Annotated in this window: 31 protein-coding genes; 17 read left to right on the top strand and 14 right to left on the bottom strand. The window is 57.6% G+C overall.

Translation table 11 applies throughout. The annotated features are described in order from the left end of the window. Positions 1-3 precede the first annotated feature (3 nt). From FN806_RS14375 to FN806_RS14350, 6 genes are all read right to left on the bottom strand, one after another. Positions 4-1,098, bottom strand: coding sequence for a flagellar basal body P-ring protein FlgI (locus FN806_RS14375; RefSeq protein ID WP_142638338.1), 1,095 nt, complete (start codon positions 1,096-1,098; stop codon positions 4-6). Further along, positions 1,095-2,105, bottom strand: coding sequence for a flagellin (locus tag FN806_RS14370; protein ID WP_246097253.1), 1,011 nt, complete (start codon positions 2,103-2,105; stop codon positions 1,095-1,097). The genes FN806_RS14375 and FN806_RS14370 overlap by 4 nt, the downstream gene beginning before the upstream one ends. Next, the gene (gene flgK / locus FN806_RS14365; protein ID WP_142638336.1) at positions 2,105-3,556 is read right to left on the bottom strand and encodes a flagellar hook-associated protein FlgK; all 1,452 of its coding nucleotides are present in this window, start codon (positions 3,554-3,556) and stop codon (positions 2,105-2,107) included. Before flgK ends, FN806_RS14370 begins: the two co-directional genes overlap by 1 nt. Before the next feature lie 33 nt (positions 3,557-3,589). Next, complete coding sequence (locus tag FN806_RS14360; RefSeq protein ID WP_142638334.1) at positions 3,590-4,885, bottom strand: flagellar hook protein FlgE; 1,296 nt, start codon at positions 4,883-4,885, stop codon at positions 3,590-3,592. 98 nt (positions 4,886-4,983) lie between these two features. After that, positions 4,984-5,823, bottom strand: a complete 840-nt coding sequence (locus tag FN806_RS14355) for a flagellar motor protein MotB (RefSeq protein ID WP_142638332.1) — start codon at positions 5,821-5,823, stop codon at positions 4,984-4,986. Between the two features lie 85 nt (positions 5,824-5,908). Then, positions 5,909-7,246, bottom strand: coding sequence for a FliI/YscN family ATPase (locus tag FN806_RS14350; RefSeq protein WP_142638331.1), 1,338 nt, complete (start codon positions 7,244-7,246; stop codon positions 5,909-5,911). Between the two features lie 87 nt (positions 7,247-7,333). Between FN806_RS14350 and FN806_RS14345 the strand changes: the two genes are divergently transcribed. Genes FN806_RS14345 through FN806_RS14305 form a run of 9 tightly spaced genes read left to right on the top strand, consistent with a single transcriptional unit; the run spans position 7,334 to position 11,884 of the window. Then, positions 7,334-7,720: a FlgB family protein gene (locus FN806_RS14345; RefSeq protein ID WP_142638329.1), complete on the top strand. Its 387-nt coding sequence runs from the start codon at positions 7,334-7,336 to the stop codon at positions 7,718-7,720. A 13-nt stretch (positions 7,721-7,733) separates the two neighbouring features. Next, positions 7,734-8,120: a flagellar basal body rod protein FlgC gene (gene flgC / locus FN806_RS14340; RefSeq protein WP_142638327.1), complete on the top strand. Its 387-nt coding sequence runs from the start codon at positions 7,734-7,736 to the stop codon at positions 8,118-8,120. 11 nt (positions 8,121-8,131) lie between these two features. After that, a complete protein-coding gene (gene fliE, locus FN806_RS14335) occupies positions 8,132-8,422 on the top strand; it encodes a flagellar hook-basal body complex protein FliE (RefSeq protein ID WP_142638325.1) in 291 nt (96 codons plus the stop codon). A 3-nt stretch (positions 8,423-8,425) separates the two neighbouring features. Next, positions 8,426-8,698, top strand: coding sequence for a flagellar biosynthetic protein FliQ (locus FN806_RS14330; RefSeq protein WP_142638323.1), 273 nt, complete (start codon positions 8,426-8,428; stop codon positions 8,696-8,698). Then, complete coding sequence (locus tag FN806_RS14325; RefSeq protein WP_185956710.1) at positions 8,698-9,408, top strand: flagellar hook-basal body complex protein; 711 nt, start codon at positions 8,698-8,700, stop codon at positions 9,406-9,408. Before FN806_RS14330 ends, FN806_RS14325 begins: the two co-directional genes overlap by 1 nt. A gap of 21 nt (positions 9,409-9,429) precedes the next feature. Then, on the top strand, positions 9,430-10,215 hold the full coding sequence (flgG, locus tag FN806_RS14320) for a flagellar basal-body rod protein FlgG (RefSeq protein WP_142638319.1): 786 nt from the start codon (positions 9,430-9,432) through the stop codon (positions 10,213-10,215). Further along, positions 10,215-10,631 carry a flagellar basal body P-ring formation chaperone FlgA gene (gene flgA, locus FN806_RS14315; protein WP_142638317.1) on the top strand — a complete coding sequence of 139 codons (417 nt, stop codon included), beginning with the start codon at positions 10,215-10,217 and terminating at the stop codon, positions 10,629-10,631. The genes flgG and flgA overlap by 1 nt, the downstream gene beginning before the upstream one ends. Beyond that, complete coding sequence (gene flgH / locus FN806_RS14310) at positions 10,631-11,362, top strand: flagellar basal body L-ring protein FlgH (RefSeq protein ID WP_425472007.1); 732 nt, start codon at positions 10,631-10,633, stop codon at positions 11,360-11,362. The genes flgA and flgH overlap by 1 nt, the downstream gene beginning before the upstream one ends. Positions 11,363-11,374: 12 nt before the next feature. Beyond that, a complete protein-coding gene (locus FN806_RS14305; RefSeq protein WP_142638313.1) occupies positions 11,375-11,884 on the top strand; it encodes a flagellar basal body-associated FliL family protein in 510 nt (169 codons plus the stop codon). 17 nt (positions 11,885-11,901) lie between these two features. Here FN806_RS14305 and FN806_RS14300 read toward each other — a convergent pair whose 3' ends face one another. The 7 genes from FN806_RS14300 to FN806_RS14270 all read right to left on the bottom strand — a co-directional run bounded on the left by FN806_RS14300 (position 11,902) and on the right by FN806_RS14270 (position 18,812). Continuing rightward, complete coding sequence (locus FN806_RS14300) at positions 11,902-12,288, bottom strand: hypothetical protein (RefSeq protein ID WP_142638311.1); 387 nt, start codon at positions 12,286-12,288, stop codon at positions 11,902-11,904. Next, a complete protein-coding gene (flhB, locus tag FN806_RS14295; protein ID WP_142638309.1) occupies positions 12,288-13,373 on the bottom strand; it encodes a flagellar type III secretion system protein FlhB in 1,086 nt (361 codons plus the stop codon). The genes FN806_RS14300 and flhB overlap by 1 nt, the downstream gene beginning before the upstream one ends. Next, positions 13,370-14,143, bottom strand: a complete 774-nt coding sequence (locus FN806_RS14290) for a flagellar biosynthetic protein FliR (protein ID WP_142638307.1) — start codon at positions 14,141-14,143, stop codon at positions 13,370-13,372. The genes flhB and FN806_RS14290 overlap by 4 nt, the downstream gene beginning before the upstream one ends. Next, complete coding sequence (gene flhA, locus FN806_RS14285) at positions 14,140-16,167, bottom strand: flagellar biosynthesis protein FlhA (RefSeq protein WP_425472011.1); 2,028 nt, start codon at positions 16,165-16,167, stop codon at positions 14,140-14,142. Before flhA ends, FN806_RS14290 begins: the two co-directional genes overlap by 4 nt. Positions 16,168-16,236: 69 nt before the next feature. Then, positions 16,237-16,935 (bottom strand): lytic transglycosylase domain-containing protein, encoded by a 699-nt coding sequence (locus tag FN806_RS14280; RefSeq protein WP_142638303.1) that lies wholly within the window; start codon positions 16,933-16,935, stop codon positions 16,237-16,239. Positions 16,936-17,008: 73 nt separating this feature from the next. After that, positions 17,009-17,437, bottom strand: coding sequence for an Lrp/AsnC family transcriptional regulator (locus tag FN806_RS14275; RefSeq protein ID WP_142638301.1), 429 nt, complete (start codon positions 17,435-17,437; stop codon positions 17,009-17,011). A 55-nt stretch (positions 17,438-17,492) separates the two neighbouring features. Next, positions 17,493-18,812 (bottom strand): MFS transporter, encoded by a 1,320-nt coding sequence (locus FN806_RS14270; RefSeq protein WP_142638299.1) that lies wholly within the window; start codon positions 18,810-18,812, stop codon positions 17,493-17,495. 161 nt (positions 18,813-18,973) lie between these two features. Between FN806_RS14270 and FN806_RS14265 the strand changes: the two genes are divergently transcribed. The 7 genes from FN806_RS14265 (at position 18,974) to FN806_RS14235 (ending at position 23,758) form a co-directional block, all read left to right on the top strand. Further along, positions 18,974-19,588 (top strand): ribonuclease D, encoded by a 615-nt coding sequence (locus tag FN806_RS14265; RefSeq protein ID WP_142638297.1) that lies wholly within the window; start codon positions 18,974-18,976, stop codon positions 19,586-19,588. After that, complete coding sequence (locus FN806_RS14260; RefSeq protein ID WP_142638295.1) at positions 19,585-20,553, top strand: KpsF/GutQ family sugar-phosphate isomerase; 969 nt, start codon at positions 19,585-19,587, stop codon at positions 20,551-20,553. Before FN806_RS14265 ends, FN806_RS14260 begins: the two co-directional genes overlap by 4 nt. Before the next feature lie 11 nt (positions 20,554-20,564). Next, on the top strand, positions 20,565-21,164 hold the full coding sequence (locus tag FN806_RS14255) for an LPS export ABC transporter periplasmic protein LptC (RefSeq protein ID WP_142638293.1): 600 nt from the start codon (positions 20,565-20,567) through the stop codon (positions 21,162-21,164). A gap of 42 nt (positions 21,165-21,206) precedes the next feature. After that, positions 21,207-21,659 (top strand): LptA/OstA family protein, encoded by a 453-nt coding sequence (locus FN806_RS14250; protein ID WP_142638458.1) that lies wholly within the window; start codon positions 21,207-21,209, stop codon positions 21,657-21,659. Beyond that, positions 21,659-22,417, top strand: coding sequence for an LPS export ABC transporter ATP-binding protein (gene lptB, locus FN806_RS14245; RefSeq protein ID WP_142638291.1), 759 nt, complete (start codon positions 21,659-21,661; stop codon positions 22,415-22,417). Before FN806_RS14250 ends, lptB begins: the two co-directional genes overlap by 1 nt. Before the next feature lie 252 nt (positions 22,418-22,669). Beyond that, on the top strand, positions 22,670-23,233 hold the full coding sequence (hpf, locus tag FN806_RS14240) for a ribosome hibernation-promoting factor, HPF/YfiA family (protein ID WP_142638289.1): 564 nt from the start codon (positions 22,670-22,672) through the stop codon (positions 23,231-23,233). A 60-nt stretch (positions 23,234-23,293) separates the two neighbouring features. Beyond that, positions 23,294-23,758, top strand: coding sequence for a PTS sugar transporter subunit IIA (locus FN806_RS14235; protein WP_142638287.1), 465 nt, complete (start codon positions 23,294-23,296; stop codon positions 23,756-23,758). A 51-nt stretch (positions 23,759-23,809) separates the two neighbouring features. Here the strand turns inward: FN806_RS14235 and dalA are convergent, their stop codons facing one another. After that, on the bottom strand, positions 23,810-24,325 hold the full coding sequence (dalA, locus tag FN806_RS14230; RefSeq protein ID WP_142638285.1) for a divisome-associated lipoprotein DalA: 516 nt from the start codon (positions 24,323-24,325) through the stop codon (positions 23,810-23,812). Positions 24,326-24,493: 168 nt separating this feature from the next. Between dalA and FN806_RS14225 the strand changes: the two genes are divergently transcribed. Beyond that, positions 24,494-25,093 (top strand): L,D-transpeptidase, encoded by a 600-nt coding sequence (locus tag FN806_RS14225; protein ID WP_142638283.1) that lies wholly within the window; start codon positions 24,494-24,496, stop codon positions 25,091-25,093. Positions 25,094-25,180 lie beyond the last annotated feature (87 nt).

Below are 25,180 nucleotides of genomic sequence, written 5' to 3'. Positions count from 1 at the left end.
CCTTCATCGAACGGTGAACTCGGCGTGTAATGCTCCGGCCGCTTTGATCGTTTTCAGGATGTCGATCATGTCGCGGGGTGAGACACCCAAAGCGTTTAGCCCTGCGACGACTTCGGACAAGGTCGTGGCCTCGGGAATTTCCGCCAGACCGGTGCCTTCCTCTTCTTCGATACCGGCTACGGTACGCGGAACCACGACGGTTTCGCCTCGGGCGAACGGGTTTGGCTGAACTGCGATTGGGGCCTCTTCGACCGTCAGTGTCAGGTTGCCCTGCGAGACTGCCACGCGTGAGATACGCACTTCCTGACCCATGACAATCGTGCCCGAACGCTGATCGACTACTACTCGCGCCTTTGTTTCTGGCTCTACTAGGATATTTTCAATGCGCCCAAGCGCATGCGCGGTCGAGATCGCCTGTGTCGCTGCAATATTCAGTTCGACCGTCCCGGAATCGCGCATGATCGCTACGGCCCGGTTGAATTCGGTATTGATTGCCTGCTCGATCCGACCGGCGGTTGTGAAATCCGGTTCACGCAGAGCCAGGCGCATTTGGGTCAGATCGGAAAGCTCAAAGTCGATTTCGCGTTCGACCCGAGCTCCGGATGGGATCACACCGGATGTCGGCACCCCTTGGGTGACCGAAGCCGCATCGCCTTCGGCAACGGCGCCACCCGCCAAAACCGACCCCTGCGCCACCGCATAGATCTGGCCATCTGCGGCATTCAGAGGTGTCATGATAAGCGTCCCGCCCAACAAGCTTTTGGAATCGCCGATTGCCGAAACGGTGACGTCAATCTGCCCACCAACCCGCGAAAAGGGGGGCAGGCTGGCGGTTACAAGAACGGCGGCCACGTTTTTGGGGCGAAAATCCTCACCATTCACGTTCACACCAAGCCGTTCCAGAATATTGGACATGATCTCTTCGGTGAACGGAGAATTCCTGAGCCCATCGCCGGTTCCATTCAATCCGACCACAAGGCCATAGCCAACAAGGTCATTGCCGCGCACCCCGTCGAAATCGACAAGGTCCTTCAGCCGGATTGCCCCGGCAAAAGACAGGCTCGGAAGCAGGATCAAGAGAATGGCAAGTAATCTCATCTCAGGAAATTCACCAACGATAGGTTCGCGTTGCGAACGGTGACAGAATACAGGCTTTCCAATTGAAATTGGACAGTCTGCAGTTGCACTGCGGTTTGATACGGGTCCGCGGCGATCAGAGAGTTTCGGCTGTATTCCAGGCTTGTACGCGCCGCCGCATTGCGCGTGGCGGCTTGTTCAATTCTGGCTTCGGAGGCGCCAACATCCGCCCGCAAATTCACTGTGCCGTCCTGCGTATTGGCAAGCTCGACACCCAACTGGGTAAACAAGGATGTCCGCAGATCATTGGGAAGTCCCAGATTATCGTTCGAAACCAGAGCGGCGACGGCGATGTCCCGCAACGCGGCTTTGAGCGTCGGATCGGTCGCAGTGATCGGAATAGAGACACTTTCATTCTCCGAAATGCTCATCGGTGCCAGAGTTGTGTCTGCGCCCTGATAGATAACCGCATCGAAACCCGCAGGATCATTGAACCAGTCTTCCGCAGCTTGTGTGATGTCCGTGAGTGTTGTCAGCCCCGTCAACTCCGCCTCTAACGCGGTCAACAAGGTATCCGCAGATGCCAGAGGCGACACATCAGTATCCACGCCGGAAAACAGGCTTCGGCCACCCGCACGGGTGTTCAATGCCGACATGACCGTATCCAGCTCATTTCTGGCCTGAACAGAGGCATGTTCATGCGTGACCGCCTGATTGGAGGTCCCATATGCCAGTAAGGATGACGTCAGGCGCCTCACCGCGTCGTTGACCGTTTTAAGGCTAAGCTGCATAGCGTCGGTGAACAGGCCAGCTTCGGCTGTGGCCACCTGAAAGGCATCCAGGCGTGACAGGTTTCGATCCATATCCAGAAGATAGGAATAATCCCCATCCAGATGGCCGGAGACATCCTGCACCTTGCCTGAAGACATCTCGTATGACAGGGTTTCGATCTGATTTTTGATATCAATCGACCGCGATTTCAGGGTCAATCCGCGCGCTAGGTCGCCCATAGAGGTTACATTCATCATCACAGCCTCAACAACGTGTCCATAAGTTCATCGACGACCGAAACCAGTCTGGCATTTGCCGCATAGGCTTGTTCGATTTGCATTAGCCGCTGCAATTCCTGATCGGTATCGACGCCCTGTTCGGCCTCAATGGCCGTCATTTCCAGATTGGCGCTGTTTGCAAACACCCGCCGCCCATCGGCCACATTTGCGTCCGACCCAATCCGTGACAACAGCGCCTCTGAGATGTCTGCGGCACGCATGTTTCCGGCCCCGAAAACAGCGCCGGAAACAGGGCGTTCGTCGTTCAGAATTGAGATGAAGGCGCGCAGCTGGCTGGCATCTCCGGCGCTGCCGGGGGCGGTCGCACCCAGCCCGGCGCGAAGTTTCCAGCTGTCTCCTCCGGCGTCCGGGTCGACGATTGCGTTCAAGCTGATGCGCGAGGCCAATCCCGTCACCGATGCCGGATCAAACCGGCTGCCATCATCGGTGAAAACGCCCGGATCAGTGGCCAGCGCCGTCGGATCCAGCCCCGGCGTTTCGAACCTTTCGATAAGATCGCGCGCAACGGCATCCAGATCGACCTGAGCCTCAACCGCGATTTCATCCCGAATCTGGAATTGGGCCATCAAGGCACCGCCGCGAATTTGGGCAAAATCGCCACTGGTGCGGACAGGGTTTCCGTTCATCTCAAGCCCGGACAACAACCCGTTTGCCAGGGTCATATGGGGCTTGGTGTCGCCGGTTGTCGAAAAGGAGAACTCGGCCGCAGTGTTTTCCAGCAATATCAAGCCGCCATCGGAGTAAATCGAGACCTGATCATTTTCCCTTTGGATCACATTCACCGGGACCAGCTCGTTGACCTGATCAATCAGAACCTGTCGCTGATCCAGCAGCCCGCCGATATCGCCGCCGGAATACTTGATGGCCGGGATTTTGGCATTCAGCTCTTCAATGTCTTTTAGGGTCTGGTTCAGGGTATCGACCTGTTTGCCGATGGATCGGTCCGCGTCGGATCGCATCTGGCGCAACCCTTCAGAGGCTGCGTTCAGGCCGCGTGCCAGATCCTGAGCCGTGCGCGCTACCTGGTCCAGTCGTTCACTGGAATCCGGCAGGCTTGCCGCTGTTAGCAGGCTGCTGTCAAAATCAGCCAGCCGAACCGAAAGCGATGCGGGATCATCGGCGGACCCTACCAAAGATTCCAACCTTGTGTGAAAGTCTGAAATGGTGGTGTGGAAGGCCAGATCGGCATCCGTGGCCCGGCGGTTGGACGTAAGGACGGGATCCTGATGACGAATGACACCTACGGTACGCACGCCGTGACCGGAAATCGTATTGGTTGCCAGTTCCAGTGACCTGCGCGCGTAGCCGGGCGTCAATGCGTTTGCGATATTTTCGGACACAACCGCCGCACCGCGACTGGCGGCGGTCAGGCCGCCCAACGCGTTGTTCAATGCTGTGGACATATTCATTCTGCAGGTCCCTTTCCTGAATCAAAACCCTGATCAGCGTTTGATATTGGTTGTTTCCTGAAGCATCTCATCCACCGTTTGGATAACCTTTGCGCTGGAAGAGTAAGCCCGCTGTGTCTGGATCATCGAGGTCAGCTCGGTTGCCACATCGGTAGTGGATTCTTCTCGTGCGAAAGAAACCAGGTCGCCGGTTGGCCCGTCCCCCGCATTCCATAGAAAGAACGTCCCGCTTTCCCGGGATGGTGCATAGGTCTGGCTGTCCAGCGCGGTCAGTCCATTTGGGTTCGGAACATCCGCCAATGGGATTTGGTACATGCGTCGGCTGACGCCGGTATCGTAGAACGCATAAACATACCCGTTTTCGTCAACCTGAACGCTGGTCATGGTGCCGACCGCCGAACCGTCGCGCGTGATCGAAACTGGTGCAAATGTATCGGACAGTTGCGTGATTCCGTCGGCATCCCCGATTTCCCCTATATTGATCTCCATCGGGCCGCCGGCCACGTTCACCACAACGCTGCCGGTTGCTGGGTCATATGCACCGCCGGTGACCGCAGTTACGCTGGCCAGCGTGCCACCCGCAGTTCGGCTATCGGTGAAGGTCAGGGTGTATTCACCGATAATGGCGCCGCCCGAGGCTGAATCGCGCATGATCATCGTCCATTCGTTACTGCTGCCGGTGGCCGGCACTGTAGGGACAAGTTCGATATCAACGCTTTCGGATTTTCCCAGATTGTCGAAATATTCAACGGACAAGGGCTGCATGTCGCCAGGGGAACCCGCATCCGTAGCGGTCGCGGGCAGGTTCATGCGCAGATTCATCTGCGTCGTGGGCGCGCCCGACAGTTGATTAACACTGAGCTGAATGGGTTCAAGCGCAGCTGGCGTGTCACGCGGAACCGCAGGGATGGTTCCATCCGCATTCGCACGCCAACCCAGCAGAACAAGCCCTGATTCGGTGACCAGATATCCTTCTTCATTGGTGCGGAACGACCCTGTCGTGGTCAGCAACATCTCATTCGAACCGGCCGCGATCTGAGAACTTGGTCGTACAGGCATCATGCCGCGCCCACGCACCGCAAGGTCGGTGGAGTTGTTGGTTGTCACCAGCGAACCGCGCTGGTCGATCAGGCGTTGGCTGGTAGTGCGAACGCCCCCAGCGGAATAGCTGCCGCCCTGGCCGGAGGTGACCATAGAATGGAAATCAGTTTCCACCCGTTTATACCCGAAGGTTGACGAATTCGCGATATTGTCCGAGATCGTCGCCAGCCGGTTTGCGTTGGCCTTCAATGCGGCCACGCCAGCGTTCAGCGAAGAGGAAATTGTCATTGGCACGCCCTTCTGTTGCGTAAAATCTTGATGCAACAGCTAACGCGCTGGGCCTTAACAGCGCGCTAACAGGTAAAATGCCGTCTATCCTTTTATTCTCAGGTGCCGCGCAGAAAGATAATCTCGATCCTGTTGTTGCGTGCGGCCATCGGGTTTTCATCCGACAATTTTCGGTCGGCATGGCCGGTTACGCGGTCCAACCTGAGCGGCGCCACACCCTTGTCCTGCAGCATTTGGCGAACTTGCTGAGCGCGCGAGGTAGACAAATCCCAGGCCGGGTTTTTGGCCAGAACCACCGGCGAGGAACCGACATGTCCTCCGACCGCCATGTCATTTGTCACCAGATCAGAGGATCGGGCCACCAACAATGTCAGAGCACGCAGCATATTGGTTGGTTGGTTCGTCCCTGATTCGAACAGAGGTTGATCCTTGGTGGCGAAGAGTTCGACCACCAGACCCTCATCCGTCACGCGGGTGACGATATGTTTGAGGACCTTGTCGGACACCATGCTTTCGCCGGTTCGCCCCATAAGCTCTGATTCCAGTGAGGAAAAGTCTTGGACCGTTTCTTTTCCGCCGCCGTCCGAGCTGACGCCAACCGATCCACGCGCTTGTCGCGCGGGCGTCGGGCTGCGTTTGCTGGCGCCGGTGCCGTCCATGACCAGAGTTTCCTCGGAGAACATGTTATTGCCGCCAAAGGCCCCATCGCCGCCACCCGAAACCGGGTTTATGGGAATGGTCGGCGAAAAATAGTCCGCAAGCCCTTTGCGTTGCTGTTCCGTTGTTGCATTTAGCAGCCACATCAACATGAAGAACGCCATCATGGCCGTGACAAAGTCGGCATATGCGACTTTCCACGCGCCACCGTGGTGACCACCGCGACCTGACACACGTTTCTTCTTGATGATGATTGGCGCCACATTGGATTGCGCACCCATCTCCACCACCTTTTTATCACCCAGTTACAGGGGTAGCCGGGCAGGTCTTAAGGTGGGCTTAACACTTAAAACTGTCTTGAATTCCTTACTGCGGAAGCGCGGCCCCGGCACGTCGCAGAATCAGTTGCAGGTGGTTGAAACTGTTGCTGATTCCGTCCGGTTCGGCCTTGCCGAAAAAACCATCAAGCTCATCATGAACCCGGACTGCCTGATCCAATAACGGGTCTGCCCCTTCGGCATAAAGCCCGGCTTTGATCATAACCTCGGATTGCTCGTAACTGCCAACCAGCTTGCGGGTTTCCGAGATCATCCGGTTTTCCGCATCCGAGGCAGCCGCGGGCAGGCTGCGTGAAACCGACCGGCTGAGGTCAATGGCCGGGAAACGGCCACGCTCGGCAATGTCGCGGCTCAGGATGATATGCCCGTCCAGGACACCGCGCAGAATGTCGGCAATCGGTTCATCCATGTCCGAGCCCGCGACCAGAACGCTGAATACCGCGGTGATATCACCCTGATCAGCGGTGCCCGGCCCGGTTCGTTCGCACAGACCTGCAATCAAGGGCGTGACCGAAGGTGGGAACCCGCGCAAAGAGGGGGCCTCACCCATCGCAACGGCGATTTCGCGGTGCGCCTCGGCAAAGCGGGTGACCGAATCGGCCAGAAACAGGACGTTCAGCCCCTGATCCCGCAGGAATTCCGCGACTGAAAGTGCCGACCATGCACAGCGCCTGCGGGCCAGTGCTGACTGATCCGAAGTTGCCGCCACAACCACGGATCGTGCCAACCCCTTGGCCCCAAGCGCATGTTCAACGAACTCATTAACCTCACGACCCCGCTCGCCGACCAGAGCGACCACAACCGCGTCTGCCTGCATCGACCGCGCCAGCGTGGCCAACAGGGTCGACTTGCCGACCCCTGACCCGGCGAACAGGCCGATACGCTGCCCCTGCACCACAGGTAACATGGTGTTCATAATGCTCAGCCCGGTTTCCATCCGTGCGCCCAGCGGTTTGCGGACAACGGCAGGTGGCGGATTTTGCAGGATATCTCTTTCCTGAGTGCCCGACAGCAACGGCTTGCCGTCCAGCGGTTTGCCGAAGGGATCAATGACCCGACCCAGCCAGTGCAGTCCGGGGGAAAATGCCGGTGTCTGATTTAGAATCACCCTATCACCCAAGCAAACCCCATCGGGTGCAGCGGCGGGTAACATGTGGATCAGATCCGATTCGACATGCAGAACTTCACCCGCCAGATCAGGGCCGCTGCGCCGCCGCAGGGTCAGGTTGTCGCCGATGCGGGCAACGCACTCCAACCCCTCTATTTCTATGACGCCGCGCCCAACACTGGCCACGCGGCCCATATGGCGCATGGCAGACAAACGGTCGAATTCGCATTTCAGAAGCATCGGGTCGAGATCGGTCATCGTGGGTTCTCCAACGGGTTTCTGAAAACGGTTTCTAAAGGAATCGGGGTTAAGCCTTGATTGAAATTGATCGAGGGAGAAGCCCCGATGTTCTCTGACCTGAACGTCTTTAAGACTGCGTACGCAATGGCAACCCATGCCGGGCAACGGCAGTCTGTCATTGCGCGAAACATGGCAAATGCGGATACGCCGGGCTATCAGCCCCGCGATATCGAGGCCTTTCAGGAAGCTTTCGAAAATTCCGGGCATGAGGTTGCGATGACCGCCACGCGGGCCGGGCATCTGAACGGCGCCGCCGCAGCCCAGCCCTGGGCCGAGTTCGATGCCGCACCCTCGGGCGATCCCAACGGAAATGGCGTTTCCCTTGAGGAAGAAATGCTCAAAGCGGTCGAGGTCAAGCGTCAACATGACCGCGCGTTGGCGATCTATAAATCCTCGATTGGCATCCTGCGTACCAGCCTTGGTCGCGGGTGAGGAGGGCTGAGAGATGAGCGATTTTTCCCATTCCCTTTCCGCCTCGGCCAGCGCCCTGCGCGCGCAGGCGGCCCGTTTGCGGCACGTCTCCGAAAACATCTCGAACGCGGATACGCCGGGATATCGGCGCAAAACCGTGCCGTTTGAAGCGGTCAGCAAAGATGGTGCGCAAATGGTCGAGACCGGGCGCGTTAAGCTTGATCATCGCGACCTGTCGCGCATCTATGACCCCGGCCATGCGTTGGCCGATGAGACCGGCCATTATCGCGGGTCCAATGTAGATTTGATGATCGAAATCGCTGACGCGCGTGAAGCGCAGCGCAGCTACGAAGCCAATCTCAAGATGTTCGACCAGACACGACAAATGTCGTCGAGCCTTATGGAACTTCTCAGAAAATAAAGGACACCAGAATGGATATCCGATCCCTGACCGCCGCGCAGAGCTATGCCGTAGCGCGGCCCGCTACGCAGCCCGACCCCGACCTTGCCGGAATGGCACAGGGGTTGCGCTCAACCTTTCAGGACTTTGCCGCAACATTGAAACAGTCCGAGCAGATGTCCGGCGCGGCGATGACCGGCCAAGCCGATCCGCACGCGCTGGTTCAGGCGTTGGCGCAGACCGAACTGGCCGTCGAAACCGCCGTCATCGTGCGCAACAAAGTGGTCGAGGCCTATCAGGAAATCCTGCGGATGCCGGTCTGATAGATGCTCAGCGAAGGTCTCTATTATGACATTGTCCGCCAGGCGCTTTGGGTCGCGGTGATCACATCCGTCCCGATCCTGGCGGTGGCACTGGTCTCGGGTCTGGTTGTGGGTCTGTTCCAGGCGCTGACCTCGGTTCAGGAAATGACGCTGACCTTTGTGCCTAAGCTGATCGCCATTGTGATCGTTTTCTGGATTTCGATGGGGTTCATGACCCAGACGCTGGTGACGTTCTTCACCTCAACCCTCATCCCACTGATCGCCGGAGGCCGCTGATGGATACCTCATATACCACCTTGTCCCGCCAATCGGGGCTGATGAATGAAATGCGGCTGGTGGCGAACAATATCGCCAACGCCAATACCACGGGGTACCGCCAGCAGGGCTTGGTGTTTTCCGAGTTCGTGAAAGTCTCGCCGGGCAATCCGTCCTTGTCCATGGCGCGGGCAGAGGCGCGCAATACCTCGTTGCAACAAGGCGTTCTGACCGAAACCGGCGGGCAATTTGATTTCGCCATCGAAGGCGACGGGTTTTTCATGATCGAAACCCCCAGCGGCAACCGGCTGACACGGGCGGGTGCGTTTTCACCCAGTGCCGAGGGTGATCTGGTTACCATGGATGGGTACCGGGTTCTGGACAGCAACGGCGCCCCTGTTTTCATTCCGCCGGATGCCGCGTCGATTGATGTCGGCAGCGACGGCACGCTCAGTATCGAAGGGCAGGTTCTGGGACAGATCGGCGTCTACCGCGTTGCTGATCCCACGAGCCTGGTGCGCGAAGGCAGCACGCAATTTCGGTCAGATGCAGCGATTGAACCCGTGGATGAGCCGGTCATTGTGCACCGATTCCTCGAAGGATCGAACGTGAACGCGATCGAACAGGTCACCCGGATGATCGAAATCCAGCGCGCCTATGAGTTGGGGCAGAGCTTTCTTGAAACCGAAGACGAACGTGTGCGTGGGGCGCTTAAGGCGCTGATGCGCTGATTTGATAACGGAGGAATTGATATGCGGGCACTGAAAATCGCAGCGACAGGCATGACCGCTCAGCAGATGCGGGTCGAGACGATCTCGAACAATTTGGCGAATATGAATACCACAGGCTACAACGCTCGCCGCGCCGAGTTTGCAGACCTGCACTATCAACAAATGGCGCGCGCGGGGACGGTGAATGCCAATGACGGCACCGTCTTGCCCACTGGTATCCAACTGGGTCTGGGGGTGCGCCCCGCCGCGGTCACCGTGCAGCTGGCACAGGGTGCATTGGCGGCCACTGGCAGCGATTTGGATGTCGCAATCGAAGGGCGCGGCTATCTTGAGGTGACGTTGCCGAGCGGTCAGTCTGGCTTTACCCGTGACGGCAGCCTGAAACGCTCGGCCGAAGGGTTGATCGTCACTTCAGATGGCTTCGCTGTCGCGCCAGAGATCACAATCCCAGACGATGCAAGGTCGATCTCGATCAATGCATCGGGTGAGGTCTACGCCTATTTCGATGATACCGCCGAAGGACAGTTGCTCGGTGAATTCACCCTGGCCAGTTTTTCCAATGCCAAGGGGCTGGAGGCGATCGGCAGCAACCTGTTCAAAGAAACCGAAGCCTCGGGCGCGCCTGTCATCGGCACTCCAGGCGAGGGCGGGATGGGCACATTGCGTCAGGGATATCTCGAGGACAGCTCGGTAGATGCCGTGCGCGAAGTCACCGAACTGATCGAAGCCCAGCGAGGGTATGAGATGAACGCCAAGGTCATCTCGGCCGTCGATCAGATGATGGGCGCAACAACACAGGTGCGGTGATGCGCGCCCTATTCATAGCACTGGTGACGATCAGCCCGCTTTGTGCCTTGGCTGAGATCGTGGTGCCGATCCGGACCATACGCGTCAAAGAGGTGATCTCGGCCGCCGATCTTGAGATCAAAGATCAGGTTGTCCTCGGAGCGGTTACAAACCCTGATGATTTGATCGGTCAGGAAGCACGCGTCGCGCTTTACCCCGGACGCCCGGTTCGCGCAGCAGATGTCGGGCCGCCCGCGCTGGTGGACCGCAATGATCTGGTGGTTCTGGTCTTTGACCGTCGTCCCCTTTCGATCAAGGCCGAAGGCCGTGCCCTAGGGCGCGGGGCTGTCGGCGACCGAATTCGGGTCATGAATCTGTCGTCACGTACAACTGTTGTTGGCTTTATCCGGCCTAACGGTCAAATCGAGGTAAAATGATGTTCGGAAAACTAAAACTGTTGATGATGGCATGTCTGGCTCTGACCGCCTGTGGTCGACTGGATCATTTGGGAAAACCGCCAAGTTTCACACCCGCGGACGAGTCTGCTGAACATGTTGCCATGCTGTGGCCGGGTTTGCCGTTGCACACGCAGCCACAGCGCAATGTTGATCGGTCCTCGCTATGGAGCGGTGGCCAACAATCGCTTTTGGGAGATCAGCGCGCTATCAAAAAAGGCGATATTCTGACGGTTGTCATCGAGTTGGACGAGAAAGCCGAGATATCCAACGACACAAATCGCTCACGCAGCGGGTCAGAAAATCTTGAGGTTCCCGACCTGTTCGGCCTGCCGCAGCGGGCGCTGGAACGGCTGCCCGACGGGGCGACGCTGGACGAAGCTGTTGGGATCGACTCATCATCGGTTAGTAAGGGCAAGGGCTCGGTCAAGCGTAAGGAAAAGCTGACACTCAGAGTCGCCGCGACCGTCATCGACGCCTTGCCGAATGGTGTGTTGGCCATATCGGGCTCGCAGGAGCTGCGCGTGAATTTCGAACTCCGAGAGCTATTGGTCACGGGATATGTGAGGCCACAGGATATCTCGCGGAAAAATGAAATCACCTATGACAAGATTGCTTCGGCGCGCGTGTCTTATGGTGGCCGCGGTCAGATCATGGATGTGCAGCAGCCCCGTTACGGCCAGCAGGTCCTCGATACAGTTTTGCCGTTCTGAGGTCGTATAACAATGAAAAAGCTACTTCCTATATTGTTTCTGCTTGTTGGCCTGGGCGGTGGAATTGGTGCGGGAATTGCCATGTCTCCTTCTGGAAAAACCAAAGATGGTGACATGGATAAATCCGCTGCCGCCGAACCCAAGAAAGCCAAGGAGAAGGCCACTAAGACCAAGTCGGACAAAAAGGATACGGCCAGCAAGTATGAATATCTGAAGATGACGAAACAGTTTGTGATCCCGGTCGTGAAGTCCGACCGGATTGCCGCGTTGGTCACAATGTCGCTGAGCCTGGAAACCAAACCCGGCGTTGCTGAAACGATTTATGAGTTTGAGCCAAAGTTGAGAGATGGGTTTCTGCAGGTTCTTTTCGATCACGCAAATACCGGTGGTTTCAACGGCAACTTTACGGAATCCGACAATCTGGATTTGGTCCGAAAGGCTTTGCTGCAGGTCGCCAAGAAGGATTTGGGTGATGACGTGCTGCAAGTCCTGATCATGAGTGTTAACCGTCAGGATACTTGAAGCCTGTTTCGGCCCGCTTATTGCCGCGATCGCTTTTTCATAAGCATGTCTCGGCGGGCCTTTTGTTGTTCTTCAAGCAGCTGTCCTAGGGCCTGTTTGCGTCCGAACGCTTTCCGCAAGGCTTGCATCTTGGTTAGCTTTTGCGCTCGGACGCGCGCAAGGTCTGTATTGAGTTTTCGTCGGGTTGCCTCTTCCCATCCACGCCACAGAACATCAGTGCCGGTGACCTGATATCCATCAGCTTGGCCGCTGTTTTGACGGGTCTGCTGAAGCTGTGCGTCCAATCGGCTCAGTTTTTGCAAAATCTCGGCCTCTGCTTCGATATATGGGCGCAAGGTCTGTTGCTCTTTTTGGAAGGCCGCGTCGGATAAACGCTTCAGATCGGCAAGTCCGGTAAACCGCATCAAATTCTGTCCTTCGCACGCTTGCGCATGGCTTCGGCAAAGCGAATGGCCGCAGCGACGGGGCGATAGTGTTCGGGGGCGATCTCATTCCCGATTTCGACGGTCGCATGAAGGGCCCGCGCGGTGGGGGGATCCGAGTGGATCGGAACCCCGGCCTCGGCGGCCGAGGCGCGGATGGCGGCGGCAATATGGTCGACACCTTTCGCCACGCAGATCGGTGCTGACCCGGCTGTCCGCTGCCATTTAAGAGCCACCGCATAATGGGTCGGGTTCACGATGACTACATCCGCAGTTGGGACATCCGCCATCATCTGATTTGCCGCAATTTCCTGCGCGCGCTGGCGGCGCTGTTGTTTGACATGCGGGTCGCCTTCGGCGTCTTTGGTCTCGTCCTGAATTTCTTTGCGGGACATCCGGTTTTTGCGCATATGTTCGGAGTATTGCCACATATAGTCGACGACTCCGATGGCCAGTGCGATGGTGACGACGATGAAGAGGAACCGGAATAAAAGGTTCATCATCAAGACGATCGACGATTGCAGTGGCGCGGCGCTGGTAGTCAAAATCTCGGGCAGGTTGACGCGCAGAAACATCAACAGGCAGACGCAATAAATCAGCAGCTTCGCAAAGCTTTTGGCAAATTCGAACAGACCGCCGCGCCCGAATTTGTTCTTGGCATTGGACGGAATCGAGATCCGCGACAATTTGGGCTGCAGCTTGCTGGGGGCAAAAACCAGGGCCTTTTGGGCGATCAGGCTCAGCAGAACCGCAGTGGCGGGAACAACAAATATGGTTGCCATCGAGATTGCAGCCTTGCCAAGCATCCCTCCCACCAGACCGTCAGCCGGGCCATCCGTCAACATGGTTCCGATCTTGTCGGATTGGTCGATCAGAACGACAAACAATATTCCCAGATGTTGAACACCAATCTTGCCTGCCAAAAGCAAACCTATGAGCAGCCCGACATAAGCCGCGACAACAGACAGGTCGTTTGATTTGGCGACCTCACCCTTTTCCCGTGCTTTCAGAAGCTTTTGCGGCGTCGGGTCGTATGACTTGTCGCTGTCGTTGTCCGATGCACTCATCTCGGATCTCTCAGCGGGTTCTGCATGAAGTCAAACAGGGCATCCGACCAGACCGACAGGATTAGAGGCGCGCCAGCGCACAGCAAAAACAGCCCCGCAAATGTGATGGCCGGGGCGCCGACAAATGCCACCATCAGCTGTGGCATGGCGCGGTTGATGACACCAAGCGCAAGGTTGTAGATCAGCGAGGCAATCACAAACGGCATCGCCAGTGCGAATGCCAGGCTGAAACTGTACGAGACCCGTTCCACGCCCCATTCCGACAAATCCGGCGCCGCAGGTGTGGTTCCGGTGGGAAACAGATCGTAGCTGTGGACCAGGAACTCTGCCAAGCGGATGTGCAGGCCAAGCAATACGGCAAGGGTCAACCCGGCCAATGTCAGCAGATAGCCCATGGCCGGAACCGGATCAGCCGCTGCCCCGCCCAGAATTTGCGAGAGTGACGTTGCCTGTGCGGCGATGGACCCTGCCGTCTGCAGGGTCAGAACAAAGATGCGCAGCGCCATCCCGAGCGCCATTCCGACAAGAGTTTCGGTGGTGATCAGCTGGACCATGGACAGGAATTCGGGATCGAATTCCTTTGTCGGCACTGCCGGTGCCACGATCAACGTAAAGGCAACGGCAGTGCCAAGTTTGACACGGGTGGGGATGCTGCGTTCCCCGAATGCGGGCATCAAGGATACCATTGCCGAAACGCGTAGGAAAACACCAAAGAAATGCCAGGCCCCAGAGCCCAGGTGCGACAAGAGTTCGGGTGGGAGGGCGATCATGCGGGTACCGTGCCTACAAGTGCGGGCCGCGCCTCGAGCCCGATTTCCTCAAATGACAGGACCGGATTGGACACGCCGCGCGCATGCATGATCGTACGCAGCAGCCTGCGGCGCCGGGTCGAGGTCACGACGGCGGGAAAGATGCCATGGTCAGCAGAATGTGAGACACTGTCCACCACGCCGTCTGCAAGCTTGTTGAACAGGTTCGGCGGCAGGGCGACATCCAGCCCTGCATTGGGTGCATCGACCTGATAGGTGGCAAATGTGTCTTCCCATTCCGGTGCAAGCTGGATCAGCGGGATCGACCCGTCTCCGCGTTTCATGTCGGCCACAAGCTGGAACCCAAGCCGCTGTCGCACCAGTTCGCAAATCCCTTCGGGTTGCGTGGTGGTCAGGCGCGCCTCGGCGATGCTTTCGAGGATAAGCGCCAGATTGCGGATCGAAACCCGTTCGTCCAGCAACAGGCGCAGGACTGCGTGAAGTGTGTCGATTGGAACCTTGTCGGGGATCAACTCGTCCAGCAGTTTCCTGTTTGCCTCGGCCCGGACCGGGTCGCTGAGCCGGGCCATTTCTGATAGCAGCCTGCGTAGCGCCTTCAGCGTCAACAGACGCGAGAAGTTCTGTTTGATGATTTCCAGCAGATGTGTTGCCAGTATTTCCGGAGGCGAGACAATCGTAGCGCCGTTCATTGCTGCGGCCTCTTGATCCTTGGGCAGGATCCAACGTGCAGGCGCACCATAGACAGGTTCGGTGACATCCCTCCCCTCGGGCAAAAGATCGTGCCCGTCCTGAACCAGCGCCAGAATCAGATCGGGGTTCAGGGCACCACGGGCCTGTTCCACCCCATGTACCTTGATGACATATGTCCCCATCGGTAGCTCGGCCCGATCGGTCAGACGGATATCGGGCAGGATCAATCCAAAGGTCGAGGCGACATAGGTCCGCATATTCGCAATGCGTGCATCCAGTCCGGTGCCCTGGTTCAGGACCATGCTGACCAGATCCGGTGCGAATTCCAGGTGAACATCATCGAGGTCGAGAATATCGCCAATCGCCTGCGACACCGCTGTGTCCGCCTCATCCGTCGCAGTTTGAACCTGGGTCTCTTGCTTTTGCTGTTTTCGGTGCACTGCATAGGCGGCGTAGCCCAAAACGCAGGCCCCTAGAATAAAGGGCAGAAACGGCAGACCCGGAACCAGGGCGAACAGCACCATCAGACCGGCAACAGTGCCCAGCGCGGCCGGGTGGCGCCCCAGTTGCGATAAGATGGCGGTGTCAGTTGCGCCCTGCGTGCCGCCACGTGCCAATAGCAAAGCGGAAGCAATCGAGATGATCACGGCCGGTATCTGCGAGACCAAACCATCGCCCACCGTCAGGATGGCGTAGGTTTCGAACGCCGATGACACCGGCATCCCGTGAACGATCACGCCCATGACAAGCCCCATCACCAGATTCAGCAGGGTGATCAAAAGCCCGGCAACCGCGTCTCCTTTGACGAATTTCGACGCCCCGTCGAGCGAGCCGAAAAAGGTGGTTTCCTGTTGTTCCCGTTCGCGCCGTTCCTTGGCCTCTTGATGATCGATGGCGCCAGCGGACATGTCACTGTCGATGGCCAGCTGTTTCCCGGGCATCCCATCCAGGGCAAATCGCGCACCAACTTCGGCCATGCGGGCCGCGCCTTTGTTGATGACCATAAAGTTCACGATCAATAGGACGCCGAACACGACAAGGCCCAGGAATATGCTGCCGCCCATGACGAAGCTTGCGAATCCCTCGATCACATCGCCGGCGGCATTGGGGCCGGTATGCCCCTGACCGATAATCAGCTTGGTCGATGAGACGTTCAACGACAGCCGGAGCATCAAAGACCCCAGAAGGATGGTCGGGAAGGAAGAGAAATCCAGCGGCCGTTCGATGAACAGGGTCAGCGTGAAAATCAGGATCGCCAGGGCGAAGGACGTGGCCAGTCCGACATCCAGAACCCAGGACGGCATGGGCAGGATCATCATCACGATGACGGTCATCAACGCAAGCGCCAGCAAAACAGTCGGAGAAAACAGGGAGCGGACGTCAAGTCTGGGCACGTAATTCTCCTAGTTGAAGGCGATGAAGGCTGTTTGGGTGTCCGCGGCTGGCATCAAGGAGCCCATCGCACCCGTCGGAAACTGGGTGATTTGCACCGGGAACAGCGGTGCGGCGGGTTGTGTGAAGGGATCACGCGACATGCGGGCAGTTTGCACCGCCGTGCCCGGGTCAAGCTGAGCATGAACAATCTGGTAGCGGCTGGAATAGGTCTTGGCCAAAGCCGGGGTTCGCGAGTGATAGGCCCCCACCGCTGCCGGCCACGACCCAAGTTCGGAATATAGCTGTTTCAGAAACCGGGCCGCGTAGCTGGCGTTAGTCTCGGGGTCGAACATGGCATCGATCGACTGAAAGGCCTGCCCGTGCCAGCGATAGTTGATTTGAAAGCACCCGATATCGAAGCTGCGTTTTCCGGCTTGGAAAATATCCGCGACATAAGCTTTAGCCTCCTGCTCAGATCGGAACCAATGGCCGCGCCCTTCGACATTGATTGCCCATGGCCAAGGCTCAAGTCGGCCTTTGATCGCGCGGCCAGTTTCAACCCGCGTTATGGCGCGCAAAACATCAAGCGGTATGTCTTGGGCGAGGGCCGCGCGGCGGGCGGCCTGATCACATGTCTGAGACATCCGGGCCTCCGCGCCCGCAAAGCTCTGACGCGCTGCCAGAAGCAACGCAACACATGCTATGACAATGAATAGGCGATTTGGCATTCTGCCGGTCCGGGATTGTGATCAATCCGGGCCACGCTAGCCTTGCCTTGGTTTACAGAGGGTTATCAGTCAATCAGATTCGATCAATCCGCCGGCCAAAAACAACGCTCGTATTGGTGCGCAGAACACCGGGGATTCGTGCCAGATCATCAACGAGAATATCCAGATCCTCGATCCTTGGCGCGTCAGCGGTCAACAGCAGGTCAAAGTCACCGTTGATCGAAAGACAGAGTTTAACCTCGGGATAGGCCTCGAGCCGCTTGATGATACGGGTGGTTTCCTTCTGTTGGACCTCGAGCAGAACGACAACCTGGACGCGGGGGGCATCTTCGGGGCTGTTCAGGATCACGGAATAGCCGGCAATGATGCCGCGTTCTTCCATCCGGCTGATGCGTTCATGCACGGTTGTCCGGGCAACGCCCAGTTTTGCCGCGATTTTTGTGGTCGACTCGCGGGCATTATGTTGCAGGACTGAGATGATGCGGCGGTCAAGCTGATCCATTGGCGCTCCGGTGCGGGTCTGGTTTTTCCGGTTTAGGGCAAAACGACAGCAGGGCTCAAGGCTCACGCGGGATACGGGGGTGCAGGTCGTCTATTATGACGGGGTGAGCATGCGGTGGCGGGCCGGACATGTGCGGGTGATCACGCGGCAGGTCAGGATGGTCGTGGATCACCGAATGCAGATCAGAACGCGGCCAAAGGGTGACCGCACCTATAATACCAAGAAAGGACATCGCCGCCATAAAGCTCAGGGCGGTTGTGGCCCCAAACAGGGTCATCAGCCCGCCTGCCAGAGGATACAGTACCAGCCAACAGCAATGAGACAGCGTGAATTGGGCCGCAAAGACGGCGGGGCGGTCTTCGGGATGGGCCGAGCGGGTCAGCAGGCGGCCAGACGGCGTCAGCGTGGTGGAATAGCCAAAGCCAGCTAGGGCCCACATAACGATCAACAGACCCAAAGACAGCGGGGTTGTCGCAAATATCGCGGCGGCCCCGGCCATGGTGGTGCAGCACAGAAGGGCGCCGGCCAACATGACCTTTCGATCCTCGATCCGGTCCAGCATCCGGGGCAGGATAAAAGCGGCAAGCATAGAGCCGCCACCAAAACCGGCCAGCGCAGCGGCAACGGCGCTTTCCGACAGCCCCAGATCTGATCGCACGATGACCACAGTGTTGACGATCACCATTGAGCTGAGTGCCGCCGCGCTCCAACTCAGGGCAAGAAGGCCCCGCAGCCGGGGTGTGTTCGAATAGATGCGTATGCCACGTGTTGTCCGTTCGTATATCCCGCGCGGTTTGCTTGGTTTGGGTGATGGCAAAGCCACCGACACCACTAGCAGCGCCGAAGCGACAAATCCCAGGGCGGTGCCCCAGAAAAGGCTGTTGAAGCTGACCAACAATAACAGGGCTGCGGCGAATACGGGGCTTAGCAGGCTCTCCAGTTCATATGCCATCCGCGATAGGGACAGGGCGCGGGTGTATTCGCGCTCATCTGTCAGTACATCGGGGATTGTAGCCTGAAATGCAGGGGTAAATCCGGCCGAGGCGGATTGCAGCACGAAAATCAGGACATAGACCTGCCAGACCTCGGTCACAAAAGGCAGACACAGCGCGACAGCCGCACGGATCAGGTCAAGCACTACCAGCATCTTGCGCCGGTCCAGCCGCTCGGCAAACGCGGCCGCCAATGGCGCAACCGTGACATAGGCCACCATTTTGATGGTCATCGCGGTGCCCAACACCAGCCCGGCCGCATCCCCTGCCAGTTCAAAGGCCAACAGACCCAGCGCGACCGTGGCCAGCCCAGTGCCCGTCAGGGCTACGATCTGCGCGGCCAACAGGTGGCGATAGGTCCGATTTCTAAGAACGCTCAACATTGATTGATATCTGCCGCAGTCTAAAGGCTCTGTCACCCCAAACCTTCATTTAGGTCTTGACCAACTGCGACAGCGGCAACCGGCTGGCGTACAGGGATGGCGTTGAGTTTAGGGAATAAAGCGCCTATCTCGGTGGCGATACCGCGCAAAGGAATACTCGGGTGGCTAACTATTTGTACAAAAACGACCTGCCGGACGGGTTGGATATGGGGCCGGTGGTGGCCATTGACTGTGAAACCATGGGTCTAAACCCGCATCGCGACCGCCTCTGCGTGATCCAGATGTCGGGCGGCGATGGCAATTCGCATATCGTTCAGGTCGAAAAGGGCCAGACCGAGGCACCGAACTTGTGTGCCATGCTGGAAAACCCGGATGTGCTGAAACTGTTCCATTTTGGCCGTTTCGACATTGCCGCGATGTATCACGCCTTTGGTGCGTTAGCCGCGCCAGTCTATTGCACCAAGATCGCCAGCCGTCTGGTGCGCACCTATACCGACCGGCACGGGCTGAAAAACCTGTGCAACGAGTTGATCGGCGTCGATATCTCGAAACAGCAGCAGATGAGCGATTGGGGCACCGAAACGTTGAGCGAGGCGCAGCTGGACTATGCCGCCTCGGATGTTCTGTATCTGCACCGCCTGCGGGAGGAGTTGAACAAGCGCCTGGCGCGAGAGAGCCGGACCGAGATGGCGCAGGCCTGTTTTGACTTCTTGCCGATGCGTGCGAAACTCGATCTAGCCGGATGGCCAGAAACGGATATTTTTGCGCACTCATGACTGATACCGAAGCATTTCTGAGAACCGCCCGTCAGGTGGTGACAGACGAGGCCCGCGCGCTGGAGGTACTGGCCGACGGTCTGGATGAACATTTTGCCCAAGCGGTTCAGCTGATTTTGCAGGCCTCGGGCCGCATCATCATAAGCGGCATCGGCAAGTCGGGTCATATCGGGCACAAGATCGCGGCCACGCTGGCCAGCACCGGTACACCGGCCTATTTCGTGCACCCGGCCGAGGCCAGCCATGGCGATCTGGGCATGGTTTCAAAAGGCGATGTGGTTCTGGCCATCTCGAATTCGGGCGAAGCGCCAGAGCTTGCCAACCTGCTGGCTTTTACCCGCCGCTTTGGCATTCCACTGATTGGCCTGTCCAGCAAGCCGGAAAGCACGCTGATGAAACAGGCAGACGTGCATCTTTTGATCCCGTCACTGGGCGAGGCCTGCGGCTATGGCATGGTGCCTTCGATCTCCACGACGTTGACTTTGGCCATGGGCGACGCGCTAGCGATAGCGTTGATGAAGTATCGCAACTTCAAACCCGAAGATTTCCGTGCCTTTCATCCCGGTGGAAAACTAGGTGCACAGCTGAGCACGGTGCAGGATCTGATGCACAAGGGCGATGCGTTGCCGCTGGTTTCGGTCGGAACACCCATGAGCGATGCGCTTATCGAGATCAGCCGCAAGGGCTTTGGCGTTGCCGGGGTTGTCGATCCGCAAGGTCAGGTGGTGGGCATCATCACCGATGGCGACCTGCGGCGACATATGGAGGGCTTGCTGGGCAAAACGGCCGAGCAGGTGATGACGCAGAACCCAACAACCATCCCGCCCGGCGCGCTGGCCGAAGAGGCGGTGGCCATCATGAATGACCGCAAGATCACCTCTTTGTTTGTGGTCGAGGAGGGCAGTGATCGCCAGGCCTTGGGCGTGCTACATATCCACGATTGCCTGCGCGTTGGTCTGGGGTAGAGGGGCGTTCGATGGACGGACATTCCCGGATGGTGCAATTTCTGAAGGTGTTGCTGCCTTTGGCGGCGATTGTTCTGCTGTCGACGGTTTTCCTGCTGTCACGCAGCATCGAAACCAGCGTGTCCGTTCCGTTTACCCAAAAAGACATAGATGAACGTCTGGCCGACCAAGTGGTGACCCAACCCCATTATCTTGGAACAACCAGAAAAGGCGAGGAAGTTCAAATTCAGGCGGCCCAAGCGACCCAGGGGCGCGAAGGGTCATTGCCCACGACTGCCGAATTTAGAGGGCGGTTGGGATTGTTGAATGGCGGCGTCATAACGATGGATTCAAATTCCGGTATGATCCGCCCGGACAAGAATTCCGCAACGTTTGTTGGGGACGTCCTGATAACGACGACAGACGGAATTCAGGTCAGAACTGATCTTCTGAATACCTCTCTGGATGAAATCCGCGGCGACACTCCGGGTCAGGTCGATGGCACCGGCATCATCGGAGATTTTTCCGCGGGACGCATGACATTTGGAACCGAAAAAAAGGATGGGCCGGTCCATATTCTTTTTACAGATGGTGTTAAGCTGGTATACGAGCCTGAAAAAACAGAAAGATAAGCCGTGATTGATTTGCGATTTGCTGTTGTTAGTTTTGCGCTGATGGTCGGTGCCTTTTCGGCGTCGGCACAGGAAACGCAGGTCGCCTTCGGGTCAGCCAAGGCGGATCCAAGCCAGCCGGTCGAGGTCACCTCGGAATCCCTAAACGTCAATCAAGAAGACGGCACGGCCGAGTTTATCGGTAACGTCCTGATCGTGCAGGGTGAGATGCGCCTGACCGCCGAGCGGGTCTTGGTCATCTACAACGCCGACAGGTCCGGAATCGAGCGGATGGAGGCGACAAATGATGTGGTTCTTGTCAGCCCGCCTGATGCAGCCGAAGGCGACTGGGCCGAATACACAATCGACTCGGGCGAAATCGTGATGCGCGGAAATGTGCTTTTGACGCAAGGCCCCAGCGTTATCAGCGGCGATCAGATGAATGCCAATCTGACGACCGGAACGGCAAAGATGACTGGCCGCGTCAAAACCATTCTGAATCCGGATAGCAACTGATGGAGCGTCCGAATTTGTCTGTGGCCGAAGGCGGTTCCGGCCTCAGGATCGAGAAACTGCGGAAATCATACCGTAAGAAGACCGTGATACGCGAAGTCTCGATGACGTTGGGCCGGTCCGAGGTGGTTGCCTTGTTGGGTCCGAACGGATCAGGCAAGACCACAACGTTCTATTCGGTCGCCGGGCTTGTCTTTCCCGAAGCTGGCACTGTGACCATTGACGGCCAAAACGTGACGACCCTGCCGATGTATAGGCGCGCGCGGCTTGGGATCGGATATCTGCCGCAAGAAATGTCGATTTTCCGCGGGATGAGTGTCGAAGACAACATTGCCGCCGTTCTGGACATCACCGTGAAGCACAGCCATCGCAGGAAAGAGCGGCTGGAAGAGCTGTTGTCCGATTTTTCGATCGAACATCTGCGCCGCGCCCCGGCATTGGCATTGTCGGGTGGCGAGCGTCGCCGTGTCGAAATTGCCCGTTGTCTTGCGGCTGATCCAAAATATCTGTTGCTGGACGAGCCGTTTGCAGGCGTGGACCCGATCAGCGTCGGCGATATCCGCCATCTGGTAGCGGACCTGAAAAAGCGCGGCATCGGCGTGCTGATCACTGACCATAACGTGCGCGAAACACTGGAAATCGTGGACCGTGCCTATATCCTGCATGATGGTCAGGTGCTGATGTCGGGCACGCCGGATGAAGTCGTCGAGAACGAAAATGTCCGTCGGGTCTATTTGGGCGAAAACTTCCGTATTTCATAGGCTTGCGCGGAATTGCGCCCAGCGCATGGCTGAAATCACGTATATACACGCCTGTTTTGATTGACTCTGCCGCCGTCTCTTGCCTCAATTGGGTTATGGCATTTCTTCAGTTCCAGTCGGGATCGCGGTACACCTTTGCTAAGGGGTACGTTTCTCAGCAACTGCGGAATATGCCGATATCCCCCACCCGATAAGAACACGTGCGCTGCGTAACGCAGCGTCAAAATGGGTGTGAATTGTGAAGGAGATCACATGCGTTACCAAATTAGCGGAAAACAGATCGACATCGGCGAGGCACTGCAGACCCATGTGCAGACCGAGCTAGGGGAGGTTGTTGGAAAATATGCCCAGCGCCCGACCGACGCCAATGTCGTCTTTTCCCGTTCTGCGCATGAGTATGTTTGCGAAGCCACCGTGCATCTTTCGACCGGCCTGACAGCGCAGGCCAAGGCCCACGCTATCGAAATCTACGCAGCATTCGAGGCCTGCTGTGACAAGATGGAAACGCAGTTGCGCCGGTATAAGCGCCGCCTCAAGGACCATCACAAGGACCGATCCGAGCCGGTTGAACTCTTTGGTGCTTCCTCTTATATCCTCGCCTCTGACGAATCAGAGTCGGCTGATGAACCTGAATCGCTGCAGCCGATGATCGTGGCTGAGATGGAAACCAAGATCCCATCGTTGAGTGTTGGTGAAGCCGTAATGCAGATGGAACTAGCCGGCGCCCCGGTGCTGGTGTTCCGGAATGAAAACAAGGACGGATTGAATGTCGTGTATCGCCGTGAGGACGGCAACATCGGCTGGATTGATCCGTAACAGGCAAGAATAGCAAGGCAAGCCCCTGCGCAAGCAGGGGCAAGGCCATGGAGCGTGATCATGGAGCTATCGAGCATACTGAAGCCCGAGGCGGTACGTGTATTGTCCGCCGCTTCCAGCAAGAAGCGGTTGTTTCAGGAAATCGGCGATGTTGCCGAGGGGGCCCTTGGTCTTGACGCGCAGGTTGTAGTGGATGGCCTGCTCGAGCGGGAGAGCCTTGGCCCAACAGGCGTTGGTCATGGAGTTGCCCTGCCACATGCGCGGCTGGGTGATCTGGCCGAAGTGGCTGGCGTTTTCGTAATGCTGGAAAAGCCGATTGATTTCGGTGCGGTAGACCGCCAGCCGGTTGATGTCGCTTTTGCGTTGTTTGCCCCGGAAGAGGCGGGTGTGGACCACCTAAAGGCGCTTGCGCTGGTGTCCAGAACGCTGCGCAATACGTCGGTTTGCGCAAAGCTGCGCGCCAATCCTGATCCGGTCAAGCTCTATGCAATTTTGACCGAGGCGCAGTCGGTCCAGGCGGCTTAACTGCCCCAAAGGCAATAAAAAAAGCCCCCGGTTTTCGGGGGCTTTTGCGTTTTAACCGCCGGTTCCCATTTCCAGGGTCCACCAGATTTTCCCGCCGTTCTCCTGGTGCCAGGCAAAGCCCATCTGGGTGGCTTTGGCATCCATGATGACATTTCGCGGTCCGGGTTCTTGCATCCAGGCGGCCAGCGTTTCGGTCTCGGTCTCATAGGTTTCCGAGATCGCCTCGCCGAGGAAGGTGCCGTAATAGCCGACGCGCGTCGCCCGATCCAACGGCGAAGATCCGTCCGAGCCAAAGTGCCAGGGCCGATTCTGTCGCGCCATATCCTTGGAATGGGTGGCGGCCGCGGCATTGAGCTGAGCATTCAGTTGTACCGGCTGAAGGCCCGATGCCTGGCGGAGGGCGTTAACCGAATCCAACATCCGGAATTGCAGCTTTTCTGGATTGCCACGGATCTTGTACACCGTTGGCAGGGGGCGCCCATCTGCCCCATAGGTTGGGGATCCACCCGGCGTACAGGCGGCCAGTGCAATAAAGCTAGCAAACAGTAATGAAATGATGCGCGTCATGATCGACCTGATTATTGTGTTGCCATACGGCATAGCGTGACAGAAGGCTGTGGGCAAACGCACAATGGCTTTGTTCTGCGTGATTCTGCCGGTTTCAATTGCGACTGAAGCATTCTGGCAATAAAATGCACAGGATTTTTAGATTTTCTGTGAAAAGGACCTGCGATCATGGTCAAGAAAAGCATTACTCATACAACCCGACGCGGATTCGTCGCGGGTGTCTCGGCTCTGGTCGCCTCGCCTGCGATTGCCCAATACACCCCCGGAGACCCGCTGCGCCCCGCACCCGAGGACGAACCCGCGGTGCGCCGTAACATCTCTGGCTTCAGGGCGCTGGACTGGCAGCCCTATTTTTCCAACACGAAAAACGGCGCTATCCTTGTCGATACAGTGTCGCGGGCGCTGCATTACTGGTCTGACGATCAATCGGTGTACAAACTATACCCGTCGTCGGTTCCCCTGACCGAAGAGCTGACGCGCCGCGGCCGGACCAGTGTGATCCGCAAGGTCGAGGGCCCAAGCTGGTCGCCAACACCTTCGATGAAGAAAAGAAATCCGGAATGGCCAGACTATATCCCGCCGGGTCCGGATAACCCTCTGGGAACACATGCTTTATATCTAAGCTGGAAATATTACCGAATTCACGGAACCCATGATACGCGCAAAATTGGGCGCCGATCTTCGAATGGGTGCATCGGTCTTTTCAACAACGATATTGCCGAACTGTTCTCAATGGCCAGGGTTGGCACGCAAGTGTTGCTAATTTGACGACATTTCCGCGCAGGTACCCGCTTGTGGCGCAACTTCCATTTGCATTCCAGTTGGATAGCTGATTAGAAAAAAACACGAGGTAAG

It is taken from the genome of Ruegeria faecimaris (assembly GCF_900182615.1).
GTDB classification, from domain to species: domain Bacteria; phylum Pseudomonadota; class Alphaproteobacteria; order Rhodobacterales; family Rhodobacteraceae; genus Ruegeria; species Ruegeria faecimaris.
This window is presented reverse-complemented; position numbering and strand designations above follow the sequence as displayed.